We start from the raw sequence: 18583 nt of genomic DNA, 5'->3' as shown, positions 1-18583 counted from the left end.
TATATGTTAGGAAGTCATTCAAATCCATCATGAAAAAAAGACTAAATCAACTCACCTACATTCTTTTTGGCCTTACTTTTTTGTTGGGCGGTTTTTATTTTCTGAAAACCAAGAATCTACAAGAGCAATTGAACATTAAAAACCAGGAGATTGAGGAATTGGCAAATGCTACGGAAATTGATGAGCCCAATTTATCCGAAATTGATGCCATGATCATAGATGGTGATGACTATTCCCAAGCCTTAGAGGCCTATCAAGAAAAGTACGAAGAACATTTATTGGCCGAAGAGGCAGAATTGAAATTGCGAATCGCTTTGACGCAGAAAATGATGGCATTAAAGGCGCAGCCCAAGCAGGATGACGAGGTAATGGATTTGCAGCAACAATTGGATTCGTTGACTACACTTCTTCAAACGGCTCCAAAAGAAATTCAACAATACGACTCCCTTAATTTTGCCTTGGAAAAGTCCAAGGTTCAAATTGCGCGAATGCAAAAGCAATTGCGCCGAAAGTCATCTGGAGAATATCTTACGTTTACCAATAGTAAGGGAAGCTTAATGCATTACGTTGGTCAAGTTAAAGATGGTAAAGCCAACGGTTATGGTGTGGCCATTCTAAACACCGGAAGCCGTTACGTAGGTGAATGGAAGGATAATCAGCGTCACGGTGAAGGAGCCTTTTACTGGGCAGATGGACAACACTATACAGGAGCTTATGTAAATGACAAACGTTCGGGTAAAGGAACCTACCACTGGCCCAATGGAGAAAAGTTTGTCGGTCTATGGAAAGACGATGAACGCATGGGCGAAGGGGCTTTTTATGGTACAAAAGGAGACGTTGTGGCCAGCGGCGTTTGGCAAAACGATGAGTTGGTCGTAACCAACAAGCCTTAAGACATTCCTCTTAACACACTGCAGTTTTACCTAGATAGGGGAATACTAAAATTTCGAAGGTTTAAAAGTTGAACATAGGCTAATTGAATTTTCATTTTAGCCACACAGGATTTGTTTTGGATTCATGGGGTTGACCGATGATATCCCGGTAAAGTTCAGGCCTCCGCGCATTTTTATACCTCGAACCTCCAGAAAGTGGAATTTTATCTTTTGTGATACGGACTACTGTGATATCATCTTCAAACGATTTAATTTCTGATAATACCTCACCGTACGGATCCAAAATCATGGAGTTGCCATTCTTTAAATGTTCGCCATCGTATCCAATGGGATTTGAAAACGCATAATAAACTCCATTGTCATAAGCCCTGGCCGGAAGCCATCGCATTAACCAACCGCGACCTTTGGGACCATCAAATTCTGCCCGTAAAGTTTCGGGGGCTTTGTGCCTATTTTGCCACAATCTGTCATCCACATAACCACGCCCCGGCATATTGGAGGGTGTACAGCAGGTGACATGGGGCGCAAAAATAAGTTCAGCACCCAAAAGGCTAGTGGCCCTCACATTTTCAATGACATTGTTGTCATAACAAATCAGAATTCCGAATTTCCATCCCATTAGATCAAATACACAATATTCCTCGCCGGGGGCCATATGATTACTGATAAAGGGATGTAGTTTTCGATACCTCCCAACAATTCCGTTTTTGGTAACGCAGATATAGGTGTTGAAAAGGCTGTCCGATGACTTTTCAACCAAACCAGCTAAAATCGGAATGTCATAATCACTGGCGATTTGGATCAGTTCGGAGTAGAAGTGCCATTGGGAACTTCTTCCGCCAGCTCGAACATTTCTTCTCGAGAAAGATCTTTGGTAAACGTATAGGCCGTAACACACATTTCGTGGAAGCTAATGATACCCGCTCCTTGAGATTTTGCCTTTTCGGTAAGCTTTCGAATTCGAGATAAATTATATGCTTTATCTCCATCTTTAGGTTGAAATTGTGCAACGGCAAGGTTTAGGTCATTCATTGTAATGAATTGTTTAAACCTCAAAATTAGACGTATGTCCCAAGTCAAAATTGTACGAACCCGACAAATAATACTAAGTCAGGGATACAAGGTTTGTGGCCAAACGATTCGTTTTAGCAATGTACTCATTGGGAGTTAGAGAAGTAAAATCCTTAAAATCCCGAATGGAATGGGATTGGTCATAATATCCAGATGTTAGTCCTATAGTGGTAAGTGTGGAGTCATCGGAATCAAGGTTCAAGAAACCCAAAAAATTATGAAATCTAACAATCCGAAGGTATTCCCTTGGTGGTATTCCCAGATACTTTTTAAAGGCCCGCTGCAAGCTTCTTTCGGTATAGTGGTAGCCTCTGGATAATTGCCCAACTTTGGATTGACCTCGTGCATTTAGGACAGACCGGATGACCGCTGAAAATCGATTGTCCATGGGGTGGATGCCATTTTGGATGTAACGCAAAAAATAAGCATTCAATAAGTCCACCTGCTGTTTAGGTTGGTAACAGGAATCCAATTGTGCTTGAAGGGTGGTAATTGATGAACACAATACGGAAGTTCCCATTATGGTTTCCTGACCCAATTCGTAAGAAGGGATTCCGGTTAGCTGATATAGTCCAGTGGGTTGGAATACCACGATGATTACCGAAAAATCCCCAAGCACAACAAAGTTTTTGTTCGTTCTTATGCCCCCAACGATAAATGGGCTTTCTTGGTTTTCAATTGAATCTAGGGCAAGTTTGGTTTCCCTTAATCTAAAGACCAAATTGGCATTGCCATCAGTAAAAAAGCGAATTTGTTGCAGACCTTTAGCACCTCGGACTCCATCAATAAAAAGGTAATGCTTAATTACTCCGGATAGATGTTTGGATGGTGCTATTTGCATGGCATCACAAAGTTAAAATAAACCGTCAGTTAAGAGTGAATTGCTTTATGTTTGACATTCAGATGTTTGACTTTTATACTCCAGCATTTTTTCGTAACTTATAGAAGGACTTTTTAGCTAAGTAATTACCTAAAACAGCAAAAAATGAACTTTCCGATATTCTTCAGTATCCTATTGGGTGTCATCCTCGTAGCAGGCATAAGGATTGTTTTTGAGTACAAGCGTGCCCTAAAATTTCGATTTGGGAAATACGTTAAGACGCTTCAGCCTGGTTTTAGATGGATTATTCCCTTGGTGGAAACCATTCAAGTGGTGGATATTCGTGTGATTACCATCAATATATCATCCCAAGAGGTGATGACGGAAGACAATGTTCCCTCAAGTATTGACGGAGTGGTGTTTTTTAAGATTAATAATCCAGAAAAAGCGGTGTTGGAGGTAGAAGAGTACGATTTTGCGATTACCCAGCTTTCCCAAGCAGCCTTAAGAGACGTTTGCGGAAAGGTGGAATTGGATACAATCTTGTCCAAAAGAGAGGAAATGGGTAAAAACATCAAGACTATTGTTGAAAATGAAACCCATCATTGGGGCATAGAGATTATTGACGTGAAAATCAAAGACATTCAATTGCCGGAGAATATGAAGCGCATGATGGCCAATCAAGCGGAAGCCGAACGTTCCAGGCGAGCGAGGATTATTCTTGCCGAGGCAGAAGAGCAAGCTGCCGCCAAACTTTTGGAGGCAGGATTACAAATAGATCGCTCACCATCTGCCATTAAATTGAGATTATATCAAACCCTCTCCAACATTGCTGCGGAAAAAAACTCTACTATTCTTTTCCCTTTTCCAGAAGAAGTTCTACCAAGGCAGCCCAAAAAAGATTGACATTATTCCAATCGTTCTGAGGTGAAACTATTTCCTAACATTTCATGGCTTTTTGTATTCTAGATGCTAAGGAGTCTTTACTTCTTTTCAACGAAATTTCGTAACCGTACTTGCGATATCTCGTAAAAACACGAGATATCGTTATGAAATTTTGTATCAAATATACCCATAAATATCTGATAAACAGATTCTTATAGTTTTTGGCACTTTACATGCATGTATCACCGGTGAATTGTAAAGAGAATAACAATGAACCAACTGGATAAACTATTTACAACAGCCCTAATAGGCATTTCATTATCTTATACTATACCTGCTTTTGGAGCTTTACAGCAGCTAGATGAAGAAATCCGGATGATGGACAATGCGCAGATTGACAGCACAAGTACCTTGTTAATCAATAATGCAAAGAATGCTGTGATAAGCGATGATTTTCGCCCAAGATTTCATACTGAATTAAAATTGAAGGACAACACCATATTGGATCGTTCGTACCACAGTGGGAATGGTTATGGTGGAATGGATGGTTACTTCTTTATAGACCTGGATTATAAGGCTTCCAAAAAAATATTTAAAACGGATGATCTTCAATTGAAGTTGTTGACCACCCTTGACCAAAATACAAAAAGCGTATTTCAGGCCTCATTAATTTCTATGGACTGGGAGAGACCCAGGGAAACCAATTTAGGATTTTCCATTTCACTTTCACATATGGGCAACTCTTATAGCCCCACCCTTGAATACTTAATGAGGAAAGGTAGTCTTTCGCTGGATAAAAAATTGACTTATGGATGGATTCCCAATGAAAATTCATGGATCAGAAGACATGGTTTGGAAATTTCCAATACGCTTGCATGGGGTTACAGCAGAAGTCTAATGGAATATCAAGCGGTGAACTTGGGTTGGGAGGTTGACACAAAAACCGGCAATAGCTATCGCTTGGGCTTTTTCAACGAGTACAACAATATGGGTGGGTCCTTTCAAATCCTTAAAGACATTAGAATACCAGAAGGAAGGTATAGTAGCGCGGGATTTACCCTGGGCATTGACCATAATACAACTAGTTTCCTTAATACGAGTCTAGAGTTAACCATACGCGAGCTGTTGAATTCAAATGGCTATAGTTTCTCTATAAATCCAACCTGGAAGATATCCCCAGAATTAAATCTAAGCAGCGGCATTAATCTACACCGATATCGATTTAACCATAAGGAGACTTTGAAGCTAGTACTTCCATACCTCAAATCAACTTACGCTGCCGGAACAAAGATGACAGTGGACATTTTTTCACAATACAACACCGAGACAGGCCGATTAGCGTTTAAATCTGACATTGTATATAAGCCAAAAGATGGGCATAAGCTGGAACTTGCGTACTGTCGTAATAGAATATCTGAAGTTGCCAATCCCTTCTTGAAGACCCAACTTCAAGGCAGCAATTTACTTTTTTTGAAATACACTTACAGCTTTGCCAACTAACAGGAATACTTTGGAAAAGGTTATCGGATTACTCCAAAATCTCATTTGAAAGAAAGTCAATGGTAGTGCTACCGTTTACATCTTGGAGTTCACTTTTGTACACTTCCCCAAGACCCAAAAAGCGATATCTGATGCCAACAACCCTGCCAATACTTTCGTTATAGCTGCCAGCAAAAATTTTGTTGTCCTCGGCAAAAATTTCAACTTGTTTGTCCATTACCTGGATCTTGATATCCCTGGTTTCGGATAGATCCAAACCCAATCCAGAAAGATCATGTTCTTTTCCGCTGAAGTAAACATCGTTCATCATTACCCCCAACTCGGAACTGCAGCCCGGAATGGAAAAAGAATACACCATAGCACCTTTGGTTCCCAAAATAATCACGTAGGTTTTTTGGCATACGGCCCATTTATCCCGATATACATTTTGGAGGGAAGACTTTAAAATAAAATTATCTCCGGAAATCGAGTCAAAATCCTGCACCAAATGGTAGGTGGTATTTATGGGTTGCTCATTTTTACTTACTTCATCAAAGATGGCCGTTGGAAATGAGAGTTTTCCATCATTTATTTCTTCAGATTGAATATAATTTGGAATGGGCTGGTAATCCAAAGTACCCAACCAGCCCTCGGATTTTATAAACAGATCATGCTGTTTAATGGGCTTGCCGTCCACCAATAGTTTGGCCCTAAAATAGCCAGGAGAATAGTATTGGCCTGTTGCCTGGGTCTGTCCAGGTTTAAGACTTATGGTTTTGGTAGGGTCCCAATACTGTTGAATGTGGATACTGTCTGAATCGATTCCGCCCAAATCCAAATCGAAAACCACGGTGTTGGGAAGTCCTTTGGCTATGGGTTTACTTTTAAACATGATGGATTCTGGATCAATGACATTGCTGTCGTTACCGGTACCCTTTAGAGAGAAAAACGAGATAAAGATGACCGTCATTACTGAAGCGCTCAACATAATTATCCCGAGATTGGCATTGACCACCTTTTGCAGCGGATGTTTTGTTTTGAGTGGTGCCGTCCCTTTGAAATCCCGCCAATTTTCAAATCCGGCAAACTGGGCCAACGTGTTCAACGTGGTTTTGCTGGGTGCACTCCGGTAATCAATTCTTCCCCAAACCCGCTTCAATGTAACCGGACTAAGCAATACTTTAGTACGTTCTTGAATACGTTCGCTTAGCTCTATAAATACGTCGTTGTGCCAGTCTTGTGAAGGACCCCAACCTAGGCCTTCCTCAATCTGTAGTAAACATTTCTGCACCAATTTTTCTTCTAGATACATGATTGGGATTTGTTGTGTAAAGATCACAAAAAATTCGCTGTCTGAACCAGAATGAATGAACTTGAACCAACTTGTTTTTGGATTTCGACATGCATAATGGAGCTTTGGAACATCAAAAAACATACAGTCATGATCAAAACTTTCTTATTACCTGTTCTTTTACTTTTCAATTTCATTTTTATCCATGGACAGGAGGTGGTTCCTTTGGATACCGTGCATTTGAAGATCAATTCCAATTCCTTTATGTTCGAACAATTTAAAGGGGAGGAGACTATGTATTTCAAGGGTGGAACCGTCGGCCTAAAAGATGTTTCCTTTTTGAATGGTACTATTGAATACGATATCTACATTACCGAAGACCGAGGCTTTCCGGGAGTATACTTTAGAATCACCGAGGACAATTCTGAACAATTTTACATCAGACCACATCAATCCGGAAACCCAGATGCCAACCAAGCCACACCGGTGACCAACGGACTTGCCAATTGGCAGTTTTACTTTGGCCCAAAATATTCCTTTCCACATAAATATAACTTCAATACCTGGACGCATGTGAAGATAGTGGTCAACGACCGCAGGGCGCAGGTATTTTTAGATCATTCGGAAACTCCACATCTATCTTGGCAATTGTTCCACGAACCCAAGGCTGGTGGAATCAGTTTTTCGGGCGGACTTTTCCGCGGATTTCATATAGCCAATATCAAAATAGACCACCAAACACCTATGATTGAAAATTTCACTCCTGGAACTCGGAAACCCATTGAAAATGTGATTGGGGAATGGACGGTTTCCGATAAGTTCGAGGAAAAGGAGTTGGACAATCTTGATAATATTGACGCATTGATAGCCCGCCTTAAATGGAACAAAAAGATCTATGCGGAGGAGGGTGTTGCTGCTAACATAGCCAGGGTCGTTAAGCTTGATGGCGATGTTCCGGGAAATACGGTTATTGCCAAGTTAACCATTACTTCGGACAAAGATCAAATCAAACTTTTCGATTTTGGCTACAGCGACAGGGTGGTGGCTTTTTTGAACAACAAACCGGTGTATAAAGGAACCAACGGCTTTAGAACAAGGGACTATAGGTATCTGGGCACCATTGGACTTTTTGATGCCGTTTATCTCGATCTAAAAAAAGGAAAGAACACGCTCATGTTGGCCGTCTCTGAGGATTTTGGTGGATGGCTGGTCACCGGAAGGTTCATGGACACTGAAGGGCTGAAAATCAAATAAAATCAATCTTAAAACGCAATCATGGAATCAAAATTTAAGCTGTTCTGCCTATGTTTTGTCTTAACAGGGATACTGACAAGCGAGGCCCAAGATATGTTAGTGGCCACCAAGGTGAGCCAACGGGCGAGCATTACCCAGCGAATCGGGACTACCGATGTAACGGTGGTCTACCATAGTCCTTCTGCCAAAAAACGAAAGATTTTTGGTGGCATTGTTCCCTATGATTTTGTTGTGGATGGGGTGGAATATCCGTGGAGAGCTGGTTCCAACCAAAACACCACAGTGGAGTTTACCCATAATGTGAAAATCCAAGGTCAACCACTGGCCAAAGGAAAGTACGGACTGCACATTTTTGTCAAGGAGAAGGAATGGGTTTTCATTTTTTCAAAGAACTCGGAAAACTGGGGAAGTTTCAGTTATAAAAAAGAAGAGGATGCCTTAAGAGTTGATGCTAAACCCGAAACAAGTGCATATCAAGAAAATCTACGCTATGAATTCAACAATTTACAGCCCCAGTCAGCTCGCTTGGAACTAAAGTGGTCCACAATGATCTGCGGAATTGAAATCTCCGTGGATGTCAATGCCAATGTATTGGCCGATCTAAAGGCCAAAGAGGAAAAAACCGTGGATAATTTTGTTAAGATAGCCCAACTGACAGTAGCAGAAAATCCAGCAAATGTTGATGAAGCTTTGTCCTATGTAGATCAGTCGTTGGAAATTGGGTCCGAATTCCGAAATACCATGCTTAAATCACAGTTGTTGGCTCAACAGGGCAAAAATGTGGAGAGCAAGAAATATGAGGAGCAATCTTTGACTTTGGGAAAGGGTTTCCCTTATTTCTATTATTATCCGTTGAGCTATATGCTGTTGGAGGGCGACACACAAAAGACCTATGAACTCTTGTCTGAAATGCTTTTGAAGGAACCCGATAATTGGATTGCCAATTTGGCCATGGGGGAATATTATATCAAAGTCCAAGACCAGGAAAAAGCTACCTTTCATTTTGGAAAGGCCTATGAACATGCAGGGGAACGTTCCAAAAACTACGCCCGCTATATGTACCTGTCCAATAAGTTGATTCTGGAGCAATAGTTTTGTAACTTATTGGCAATCAATTTGTCCGAGTGCCATGGGTAGGAAGGTTGCCATGTTGTTTTCTTTTTTATTGTGCTATTCGTTGTTGGCGCAAAGCAACTATACGGCTCAAAGAAAGCGTATGGTCGACAACCAGATAAAGGCTCGGGGTATAGATAATGTGACCACGCTTTACGCCCTCTTAAATGTACCCCGACACCTATTCGTTCCTGAGGACTTGAAGCCCTTAGCCTATAATGACAATCCCTTACCTATTGGAAATGGACAGACCATTTCCCAACCTTATATTGTGGCCTATATGACACAAGCGCTGCGATTAAAAAAGGATGATAGGGTGTTGGAAATTGGAACCGGATCAGGCTATCAGGCGGCGGTGCTTGCCAAGATTGTGGATTCTGTTTACACCATAGAGATTGTTGAGGAGCTAGCCATGAGTGCCAAAGAACGATTACGAAATTTGAACTATTCCAATGTCGTGGTGAGAAGGGGAGATGGCTATAATGGATGGCCAGATAAAGCTCCTTTTGATGCAATCATGGTCACTGCAGGAGCAGAATACATTCCTCAGCCTCTTATTGACCAACTTAAGGTTGGGGGCAGGATGATCATTCCGGTTGGGCCGCACAATCAAGTACGGCAATTGGTCCTGATTACAAAAAAGAAAAATAAAGTGGTTAAAAGAAATGTGATGGCGGTGCGGTTTGTTCCTTTTACTAGAGAGGAGTGATATACTGGAACACAAATTAATTTATTCATAAGTGGTTTGGATTACAATCTATCATAAGTAATCGCTTAAGCAGATAATTTTATACCTTACAGCATTAAAACCAACTACTACGTGTTGTTTTGCCTTTAAAATCAGTACATCAACCAAACTACAAGACTGAGGATGTAAAAAATCAACATGCATCCAAAGCTGGCGTTGAGCCCAAATTTGAGGACTCCCAGTTATGGAAAGAATTCCAATCTGGAAATGAAGCGGCCTTTGCCCAGATATATAGGGACAACGTTCCGTTGCTCTACAATTATGGCTTAAAATTGATCAAGGACAAAAACCTGGTCAAAGATTGTATTCAAAATCTTTTTATTGAAATCTGGGATGCCAAGCATCGTTTGGGAAACGTAAAGTCCATTAAATCGTATCTCATTAAATCGTTAAGGCGAAAAGTGATTTCAGAAACAGTACGAAGTAGAAGACTGCATGACAACGCAAAATTTACGATTACTTCTGAACAGATTGTACAGGCAAAGGCACATAGCTTGGCAGAAAAACAAGAATTTGATTTACAAAAACAGCATTTAAAAGAGGCTGTCAAAAAGCTTACGGACCGCCAAAGGGAAATCATCTATCTTAAATATTATGCCCTTTTAAGTTATGCTGAGATTGCCGAAATCATGTCTTTGAGCAACAAAGGGACCTACAAACTCATGGGAAGGGCTATACATTTTCTGAGAAAATATATGGGAGCTATACCGCTGTTGATAGTATCTACTTTGCAGAATTGATTAGTACAGCTCATCCGATTGTTCCTCTTTTTCACTTGAATTAACTTGATGTAAAGTGTTGTAAAACAGAAACTAACATTTATTCTTAAAAAATATTTCATTTTCCGTGGGGTACTAATCGCATTTTCGCTCTCTTACTAGAAAACAACAGATTCTTTCTGCTTGATTCAATATTAAATGAAGTACGCCCACTATACCGAAGAAGATTTCATCAAAGACGAGTACTTTCAAAAATGGGTGCTGAACCCAGATGAAATGACATCCAATTTTTGGGAGAATTGGATGATGGCCAATCCAGAGAAAAAAGAACTTGTCCAAAATGCCATACGCTTTATTCAGCTAATGGATTTTGAAGAGGAAAATCTGACCGATGACGATTTTGATACCATCTGGCAAAATGTCATCCAACAGCGCAAGGATGGAGAGAATAGGATTTTTATACCACGAAGGTCCAATGGAAGGAAAAAAGGCTATGTACTAAAAATTGCCGCTGTTTTTATCGGTTTGATGGGAACCGCCTATATGGTGTATCAAAGTGAACTGTTCAGTAAGCAGGAGCAACTGATTGAGTCGGACACCCCTGTAATCACCTTGGAGCTGGAAGACGGCACCATTAAGGTTTTGGATGATACTTCTTCTGGAATCATAACCAACACTAAAGGAAACCAGGTGGTGAACCAAAAGCAGAATTTGCTTCTGTATAACAATGAAGGCAAGCAAGAAACAGAAAGACTTACCTATAACCAGTTGTCCGTTCCTTATGGTAAAAAGTTTGAATTGGTACTTTCAGATGGCTCCCATGTCTTTTTAAATTCGGGGTCAAAACTCAGATATCCGGTGCGCTTTTTAAAAGATAAACCTAGGGATGTTTACTTGGATGGGGAAGCCTATTTTTCTGTTGAAAAAGACCAAGCCCGACCCTTTACGGTAATAACGGATGACATGAACACCAGTGTCTATGGGACCGAATTCAATGTTTCCAGCTATAAAAATGAAAATAACACATCCACGGTATTGGTGGAAGGAAGCGTGGGCGTATACAAATCCAACAATCTGGACGGGCAAAAACCCATTACCCTTGTTCCTGGAGGGCGAGCTGTATTTAAGGAGGGAGCTATAGCTGTAGATCAAGTGAATGTTCAGAAATATACCGCTTGGACCAAAGGGGAGCTCTTTTTTGTGGACGATCGCTTCGAGTTGATCTTAAAAGAACTGCAGCGGCATTTTGATGTAACTATTGCGAATGAATACCATGAGTTGGATGCAAAAAAGTTCACTGGTACCTTCTCCAAAGAATCATTGGACCAAATACTACGGATTTTTCAGGAGCATACTCCGTTTACCTATACCATCAATCGGGACACGAACACTATTATAATCAATAAAGAACAAGAAATTATGTAGTGCTATTTCAACGGTCAATAAAATAGCGAACAAAAAACAACTAAAACAACTATCTATGAATTGAACCCTGTAAGAACCAAAAAATCGGAAAGTGTTCCCGCACTTCCCGATTAAGATTTGATCTAAGTCGTAAGAATCAACAAAAATCAAACAAAATTATGAAAAAACTAATGAACTCATTGGTGAGATGTTCCCGCGTCTTACCGAAACTAGATCTCAAAATGAAATTTTCACTCTTGTTTTTCATGGTGGCCCTTTTTCAGCTAAAGGCAGAACCGAATTACTCGCAAAAAGTCAAGATTGATCTAGATTTAAAAGATGCTCCTATCTCTCGGATTATTGAGGAGATAGAATCCAAAACCGATTTTAAGTTCTTCTATAGCAGGGAGGAGCTGAATTTGGATCGAAAAATTGACATTCAGGTCAAAAGCCAAGAGATACGCAAGGTACTTGGCAAGCTTTTCCCTAATGGCAACGTCCTTTACAAAATAATTGACCGCCAAATCGTATTGACGCGGAACCAAGACGAAGCGCCAAAACCAAAGACTCCAGCCCCAAAACTGGAACTACAGCAAACCTACAACCTCTCTGGTACGGTCACTGATGAAATTGGAGACACACTTCCAGGGGTTACGGTCCAGATTGAGGGAACCAATCAGGGCGCGATCACGGACTTTTCAGGGAACTATGTATTGCAGGCAGACCTTGACCCAGGAGACTATGTACTTATTTTTAGATCTCTGGGCTTCACTACCCAAGAGCTGACAGTGACCTTGGGTTCTCAAACTGACGTTACAAACGATATTACTTTAGGCACCGACATTTTGGGCTTGGACCAAGTGGTAATTACCGGTGTGGGAGCTTTGACCGCCAAAAAGCAAATTGGAAATACCATTTCAAGTGTGGAAGGAACTGATATTGCAGCTTCTGGCGCCGTTGACATTACTGGAGCGCTTTCTGGTAAGCTTGCGGGGATTCAAGTGTCCCAAAATTCGGGAGATCCCGCGGCGGGAATCAGTGTTAGACTACGAAGTGCCAGTACGGTAAATGGTAGTTCCGATCCACTTTACATTATAGACGGGGTTATTGTAAACAATAACTCAACCAATGTTTTGGATGTGACCAGTGTGGTGCAAAACCGCCTTTCCGACATCAATCCACAGGATATTGATAGGGTGGAGGTCATTAAGGGAGCTGCGGCTGCAGCCATCTATGGTTCCCGGGCGAGCAACGGGGTGGTTCAGATTTTTACCAAGAAAGGAAGATCGGGGAAACCAGTAATCAAGGTAGCCTCGAGTGTAAATTTAAACTTTCTAAGGAAAAAAAGGGAGTTTAACGAGGAGCCTTTGGATTGGACATCCACTGATATCACAGACCTTAGCACAGAATCGGTTACCCGTTATGACTATCAGGACATGGTTTTTCAAAACTCCACCGGAACAGACAATTATGTCTCCATCTCCGGAGGTAATGAAAACACCGATTATTTTGCCTCACTTTCGTACTTAAAGAATGAGGGAATCATGAAATCCACCGATTACGAAAGGGAAGGTGGTAGAATACGCATCAATCAAAAATTTAATGACTGGGCATCTGCATCCGCGGGAATGTACTTTTCAACAAGCCACAGTAACGATGTCCCCAACGGGGGGTATGGTTTCGGGGTTTTGCAGACCATTCTTTTTACGAACAACACCATAAATCCAGCACCTGATGAAAACGGGAACTATCCCCAGATGACCTTTTACCCCAACATTCTGGAGTATATAGAAACCTTCGATTTTCAACAGACCAACAACAGAACGATCAGCGATCTGCAAATCAATTTGTCCCCGACAAATGACCTTAAGGTCAACTACACCTTGGGCTATGACAATGCAGAATCCAGAGGGACAAGGTATGTTCCCATCGGGACTACTACGGTGCCCTTGGGTAGTGCCAGTACCACCACAATTAGTACCAAGCTGTTCAACAGCGATTTGAATGCTACTTATGATAAAATGATTTCGGAGAACCTGAAATCGACCACCACAGCTGGTTTCTCTTGGCAGGCCGATGAAAATATCCTGCGTTCCATCCAAGGAACAGGATTGGCATTGGGGGTTCGAACCACAAACGGAGCAGCATCCATTACAACAAATGAAAGTAGAAGTGAGCGTACGTTTTGGGGAGGTTTCTTGCAACAAACCTTTGGTTTGGATAACAAACTATTTCTAACAGGTGCTATCCGATTGGATGGGTCTTCGGTCTTTGGTAAGGACGAACGAAACCAATTTTATCCAAAGGCGAGTGCATCTTATTTGATTTCCGAAGAGGATTTCTGGATAGATAATTTATCCGACGTATTCAACAGCTTTAAGCTGAGGGGAGCATGGGGACAGGCCGGTAACCTTACCGCCATTGGTCCTTTTGATAGATTGTCCAATTATGCCGCCATCAGCATTGACGGAAATTCCGGTTTAATTGCCCCAACCCGCTTGGGAAATCCGGATTTAAAACCGGAACGCCAAACGGAGCTGGAATTTGGTGTGGACATGGCCTTGTTTGACAATAAAGTGGGCCTGGAGCTCACCTATTACAAGCAAGATATTGAAGATCTTTTGTTGGCCAGGACCTTGTCTCCAAGTACCGGGGCAGGTTCAAGGGTTGAAAATATTGGAACCATGACCAACCGAGGTTTTGAGGCCATGATCACGGCTACACCAATCCAGACCAACAACTTTAGCTGGTCCATAACCGGAACTTATTCGTCCAATAGAAATGAGGTGAACGATATAGCTGGGGAGCAGTTTGGTATAGGAAACTTCGGATTCTCTGTTGCAAAGAACGGACAGCCTTTAGGGGTGTTTTACCAAGGCTTTTATGCGAGGAATACTGATGGCAGTTTACTCTTGACTCCTGAAGGATTGCCACAACGGGAGAAAGGGAGTTTTGATGCTGACGGCAATCCGGTTCCTGAAAGGGACGCTAACGGGCAACCTAGCGGTGCCAATCTAAGTAAGGTAATTGGGGATCCCAATCCAGATTTCATCGCTTCATTGATCAATGAGTTAAAGTATAAAGATTTCTCCTTTAGAATGCAGTTGGATGCAGTTCAAGGAGTGGATATTTTGAGCTGGGATCAACGGATGTTCTATCGCTTTGGAGGTGGCCCTGCCACAGCCGCAGAATTGCGGGGTGATGCAGTCAGAGGAACCGGAAGTGCCAATTTTGGTATCGCGGAATCCTACATAGAAGATGGTTCCTACATAAAGCTTCGGGAGATTTCCTTGGGCTATTTGTTGCGTGAGCCATTTACCGGAGTGGAAAGTTTCCAATTCTCCTTGACCGGACGGAACCTGTTCTCCATTGATGACTTTTCCAGTTACGACCCTGAGGTGAACATTGATGCCCAAAGCAATGGCTCTAGAGGAGGGATTATGGGATTGATTCCCATCCCAGCGGTCATCAGGTTTGGTATAACAGCTACATTCTAATCCAAAAAATTGAAAGATGAAAAATATCAAGATATATACTATAGTAGGTGCTTTTCTAGTCATTGCGGGTTTGTTTGTGGCCTGTGACACAGAATTTGAGAATCCAAATAACCCAACAGAAGATGTGGTCTTGCAAACCAAGGACGGACTCTTTGCCTTGGCTACGGGAATTAGACAATATTATTCCATTTCCGCTTTGCGACAAGTGGTTGAAGCCCCTGGGATTACCACCAGGGAGCTTGGTGTCACCAATACCTTTTTGAATATTAATGAGTTGGCCAAAGGTGGGGCAGAACTACCAGCAGAAAGTGGGGGTATCACCAATCCTTGGGTGAATTTGCTAAGAGCTAAGGGAATGGCAGAATCCTTGATTGAGGGCGCCAATACCGTGGAACTCACAGCAGGTACCCGAAGTGGACTTCTGGCCTATGGCAATCTGTTCAAGGCCATGTGTTTGGGAGCCATGGTTCAGATGTTTGAAGAAGTGCCCATCAACAATGCTGCCGATGGCGCGGCACCTTTTAGTGATCGGGCTGCTGTATTGGCGGAGAGCATAGCACTTTTGCAGGAGGCAAGGGATGAATTGGCAGGAACCGCAGTTTCAGACGATTTCGCATCCGCTGTTTTGTGGACGGATTTGAGCCTGACCAAGGTTATCAATGCGCACTTGTCCCGATACCATTTATGGGCTGGAAATTATGCGGAATCCATAGCTGCTGCTGATGCAGTTTTGAACGATAGTGATGCTACCAATTCCATGTGGATTTTCGATGCCAACAACCAAAATCCCATTTGGAACAGAACCATAAACTCTACGGATCTAAAACCTCAGACCAATTTTGGTCTACTGGGTGCTTTTGTTCCAGAAGTGGGAGACGGGCGTATTGCCTTTTACCTGGGTGCCGATGCTGGCTTTGCCAATGCCGATGCCGGAGGTCAGGCCATTAGTGAAATGTTGGGCTTTGCGGCCACCAATACGGCTCCATTCCCCATTTATCTGCCTGGGGAAATGATGCTGAACAAGGCGGAAGCTTATGCGAGACAGAACCAATTGGGCAATGCAGTGGCGCAAATCAATCTGGTACGTCAAAAAACAGATGACCCATTGGGGGTGAATGCCAACCTTCCTGCTTGGGGAGGAGATGCAGGAAGCCAATCCGAAGTAATGGATGAAATCTATAGGAACAGGGCCATAGAACTGTTCTTGACCGGATTGCGTTGGGGAGACCACAAGCGATTTTATCCAGATTTCTCCGTTCCACAGGCGGCCAACACCACCAACGAGCGAAACAGGAATTTTTATCCATACCCGACCATTGAAAGGGAGAACAATCCGAATACACCGGCAAACCCTTCGATATAATTGAAAAAAATTCCCCGATGCTTTGCGTCGGGGTTTCCGATGAAATGTCATCCCGAACTTGTTTCGGGAACTAAATAACAGAATTTCGGTTTTTGACCTTAAGGTCAAAATGAAGCCAAACAAATATGACTATGGGTTTCTTCCAAAATAGTTGACTTCAAGAAATTCTTTATTAACGATTAGTTTTGAGTAGTTAGTTTAGTTACTGTGCGGGGGCAACGATCCAGTTGTCCCCGTACAATTCCTGACTGCTCTAAATTCGAATTTAACCAAAACAACGAACAAATGAAAGTCTTATCAGGTCTTGATGTTCTGACCCAGGACAAAAGTCTTCAGCAACAATATAAGGGCAAGGTGGCCCTGCTGTGCCATAACGCATCCGTGGATAGCATCTATACCCATGCCACCATTCGGTTTAAGGAAATGTTTGGCCCCAGGTTTATAAAACTGTTTGGCCCCCAACATGGTTTTTCTACCGATGTACAGGACAATATGGTTGAAACCGATCATGTAATACACCCATATTTTCAGATTCCGGTCTATTCCCTCTATTCGGAAACGCGGATTCCCACAGATGAAATGTTGGAGGACATTGACCACATATTTGTGGATCTTCAGGATGTGGGCTGTAGGATCTACACCTACATCTATACACTTACCCTTTTGTTGGAGAAATGTGCCGACAAGGATATTCAGGTAATCGTACTGGATCGTCCCAACCCCATTAACGGGGAAGATATCGAAGGGAATCTGGTGGAAGCTGATTTTGTATCCTTTGTGGGCCTGCATCCCCTGCCCATTCGGCATGCACTCACCATAGGTGAGGTGGGGCTGATGCACCAAAAGCTGTGGGCCAAAAAGAAAGCAAAGCTTGAGGTGATTCAAATGAAACATTGGGACAGGGCCATGTATTTTGAGGATACCGGTCTGCCTTGGTTTTTGCCATCCCCAAATATTGCACGGCCTGAGAGTACCATCACCTTTGCGGCCACGGTTTTTCTGGAGGGTACCCAGCTAAGTGAGGGTCGAGGCACCTCACAGCCTTTGGAAATTGTGGGACACCCAAAAATTGAACCCTATTCTTTATATGAAAAACAAATTTCCCAAAGCATAAAGACATCTAAACTACAAGGATTTGCCCTGAGGCCCATAACCTTTCTGCCCACTTTTCAAAAGCATGGGAACGCGGTCTGCGGCGGGTTCCAAATACATGTGACAGACAGGAAGACCTTTAAACCCTGGCGGGTAGGGCAGTTTGTGATCAGGGAGTTGTACCATGTGCTAGGGGAGGATTTTAAATGGAAACATCCACCCTACGAATACAACTATGACCAAAACCCCATAGATGTGATCAACGGTACGGGCAAACTCAGAAAATGGGTGGAACGCAATGATTCTGTTGCGGCGCTGGATGATTTTGAACACTTGGAAGATTACAAAAAGAGTTTCGAGGCCATCACGCTGTATTAGCATATGATCATGGTTGGTAGGAGAAGGTAAAGGCCTTATCTTTCCATAGGGAAGAATCAAAATAATCCCAATATAAACCATGACATATTCACCCCAAGATGGATTTCCATATTATCTAGATCTGGCTGGCAATTCCGATTGCCAAACCCTTTTTGCGTCAACGACCACGCTGTCTTTTTTGGAAACAATAAGCGAGGAAAAGTCCATCTTCTGGTATGCGCCGGGCAAATGGAGCATCAAGCAGGTGGTGGGGCATATTGTAGATCATGAGCGGATCAAAATGAACCGCGCCTTTTGGCTAAGCCGCAACCAACAACTGCAACTTTGGGGGTACGATCAGGAAGCTTTGGTGCAAAACGCTAGGTTTGATGAACAAACCTTCCAAGAACTGCTTACGGATTACAAAAACGTGAGAAAGGCCAGCCATAGTTTTGTGTGTTCCCTCTCTACGGAGCAACTGCAAATCAACGGCAAGGCCAAAGATCAGGAAGTATCCCTTTCCGATTTTCTACGAACCATTATTGGGCACGAGCTGCACCATATCAACATTATAAAAGAAAAGTATCTGTAGCGTTT

General features: G+C 42.4%; 16 protein-coding genes. 12 read left to right on the top strand and 4 right to left on the bottom strand.

Going from position 1 to position 18583, the window contains the following annotated elements:
* The first annotated feature begins 29 nt into the window (after nucleotides 1–29).
* Nucleotides 30–893: an MORN repeat-containing protein gene (locus FGG15_RS03200; protein WP_138833144.1), complete on the top strand. Its 864-nt coding sequence runs from the start codon at nucleotides 30–32 to the stop codon at nucleotides 891–893.
* 91 nt (nucleotides 894–984) lie between these two features.
* Here the strand turns inward: FGG15_RS03200 and FGG15_RS03195 are convergent, their stop codons facing one another.
* From FGG15_RS03195 to FGG15_RS03190, 3 genes are all read right to left on the bottom strand, one after another.
* The gene (locus FGG15_RS03195) at nucleotides 985–1653 is read right to left on the bottom strand and encodes a nitrilase-related carbon-nitrogen hydrolase (protein ID WP_313790979.1); all 669 of its coding nucleotides are present in this window, start codon (nucleotides 1651–1653) and stop codon (nucleotides 985–987) included.
* 41 nt (nucleotides 1654–1694) lie between these two features.
* Nucleotides 1695–1925, bottom strand: a complete 231-nt coding sequence (locus FGG15_RS20435) for a nitrilase-related carbon-nitrogen hydrolase (protein ID WP_313790978.1) — start codon at nucleotides 1923–1925, stop codon at nucleotides 1695–1697.
* A 73-nt stretch (nucleotides 1926–1998) separates the two neighbouring features.
* Entirely contained in the window at nucleotides 1999–2805 is an 807-nt protein-coding gene (locus tag FGG15_RS03190; RefSeq protein WP_138833142.1) for a helix-turn-helix domain-containing protein, read from the bottom strand.
* Between the two features lie 144 nt (nucleotides 2806–2949).
* Here FGG15_RS03190 and FGG15_RS03185 point away from each other — a divergent pair, with 144 nt between their 5' ends.
* Complete coding sequence (locus tag FGG15_RS03185; protein ID WP_138833140.1) at nucleotides 2950–3690, top strand: slipin family protein; 741 nt, start codon at nucleotides 2950–2952, stop codon at nucleotides 3688–3690.
* 249 nt (nucleotides 3691–3939) lie between these two features.
* Nucleotides 3940–5169 (top strand): hypothetical protein, encoded by a 1230-nt coding sequence (locus FGG15_RS03180; protein ID WP_138833138.1) that lies wholly within the window; start codon nucleotides 3940–3942, stop codon nucleotides 5167–5169.
* A gap of 28 nt (nucleotides 5170–5197) precedes the next feature.
* On the opposite strand, the gene FGG15_RS03175 is transcribed toward FGG15_RS03180, so the two are convergent.
* Entirely contained in the window at nucleotides 5198–6460 is a 1263-nt protein-coding gene (locus FGG15_RS03175; protein ID WP_138833136.1) for a hypothetical protein, read from the bottom strand.
* A 129-nt stretch (nucleotides 6461–6589) separates the two neighbouring features.
* Here FGG15_RS03175 and FGG15_RS03170 point away from each other — a divergent pair, with 129 nt between their 5' ends.
* From FGG15_RS03170 to FGG15_RS03130, 9 genes are all read left to right on the top strand, one after another.
* Nucleotides 6590–7693: a hypothetical protein gene (locus FGG15_RS03170; protein WP_138833134.1), complete on the top strand. Its 1104-nt coding sequence runs from the start codon at nucleotides 6590–6592 to the stop codon at nucleotides 7691–7693.
* A gap of 21 nt (nucleotides 7694–7714) precedes the next feature.
* Nucleotides 7715–8785, top strand: coding sequence for a DUF2911 domain-containing protein (locus FGG15_RS03165; RefSeq protein ID WP_138833132.1), 1071 nt, complete (start codon nucleotides 7715–7717; stop codon nucleotides 8783–8785).
* Nucleotides 8786–8822: 37 nt separating this feature from the next.
* On the top strand, nucleotides 8823–9515 hold the full coding sequence (locus FGG15_RS03160; protein WP_138833130.1) for a protein-L-isoaspartate(D-aspartate) O-methyltransferase: 693 nt from the start codon (nucleotides 8823–8825) through the stop codon (nucleotides 9513–9515).
* Nucleotides 9516–9634: 119 nt separating this feature from the next.
* Nucleotides 9635–10294, top strand: a complete 660-nt coding sequence (locus tag FGG15_RS03155) for an RNA polymerase sigma factor (protein WP_138833127.1) — start codon at nucleotides 9635–9637, stop codon at nucleotides 10292–10294.
* A 177-nt stretch (nucleotides 10295–10471) separates the two neighbouring features.
* On the top strand, nucleotides 10472–11698 hold the full coding sequence (locus tag FGG15_RS03150; RefSeq protein ID WP_138833125.1) for a FecR family protein: 1227 nt from the start codon (nucleotides 10472–10474) through the stop codon (nucleotides 11696–11698).
* 221 nt (nucleotides 11699–11919) lie between these two features.
* On the top strand, nucleotides 11920–15174 hold the full coding sequence (locus tag FGG15_RS03145; RefSeq protein ID WP_161991911.1) for a SusC/RagA family TonB-linked outer membrane protein: 3255 nt from the start codon (nucleotides 11920–11922) through the stop codon (nucleotides 15172–15174).
* 16 nt (nucleotides 15175–15190) lie between these two features.
* Nucleotides 15191–16537: a RagB/SusD family nutrient uptake outer membrane protein gene (locus FGG15_RS03140; RefSeq protein WP_138833121.1), complete on the top strand. Its 1347-nt coding sequence runs from the start codon at nucleotides 15191–15193 to the stop codon at nucleotides 16535–16537.
* Nucleotides 16538–16822: 285 nt separating this feature from the next.
* A complete protein-coding gene (locus FGG15_RS03135) occupies nucleotides 16823–18007 on the top strand; it encodes an exo-beta-N-acetylmuramidase NamZ family protein (protein ID WP_138833119.1) in 1185 nt (394 codons plus the stop codon).
* A 79-nt stretch (nucleotides 18008–18086) separates the two neighbouring features.
* Nucleotides 18087–18578: a DinB family protein gene (locus tag FGG15_RS03130; protein WP_138833117.1), complete on the top strand. Its 492-nt coding sequence runs from the start codon at nucleotides 18087–18089 to the stop codon at nucleotides 18576–18578.
* Nucleotides 18579–18583: the final 5 nt, after the last annotated feature.

Origin of the sequence: Flagellimonas algicola, assembly GCF_005937185.1 — a bacterium.
Lineage (GTDB): Bacteria > Bacteroidota > Bacteroidia > Flavobacteriales > Flavobacteriaceae > Flagellimonas > Flagellimonas algicola.
This window is presented reverse-complemented; position numbering and strand designations above follow the sequence as displayed.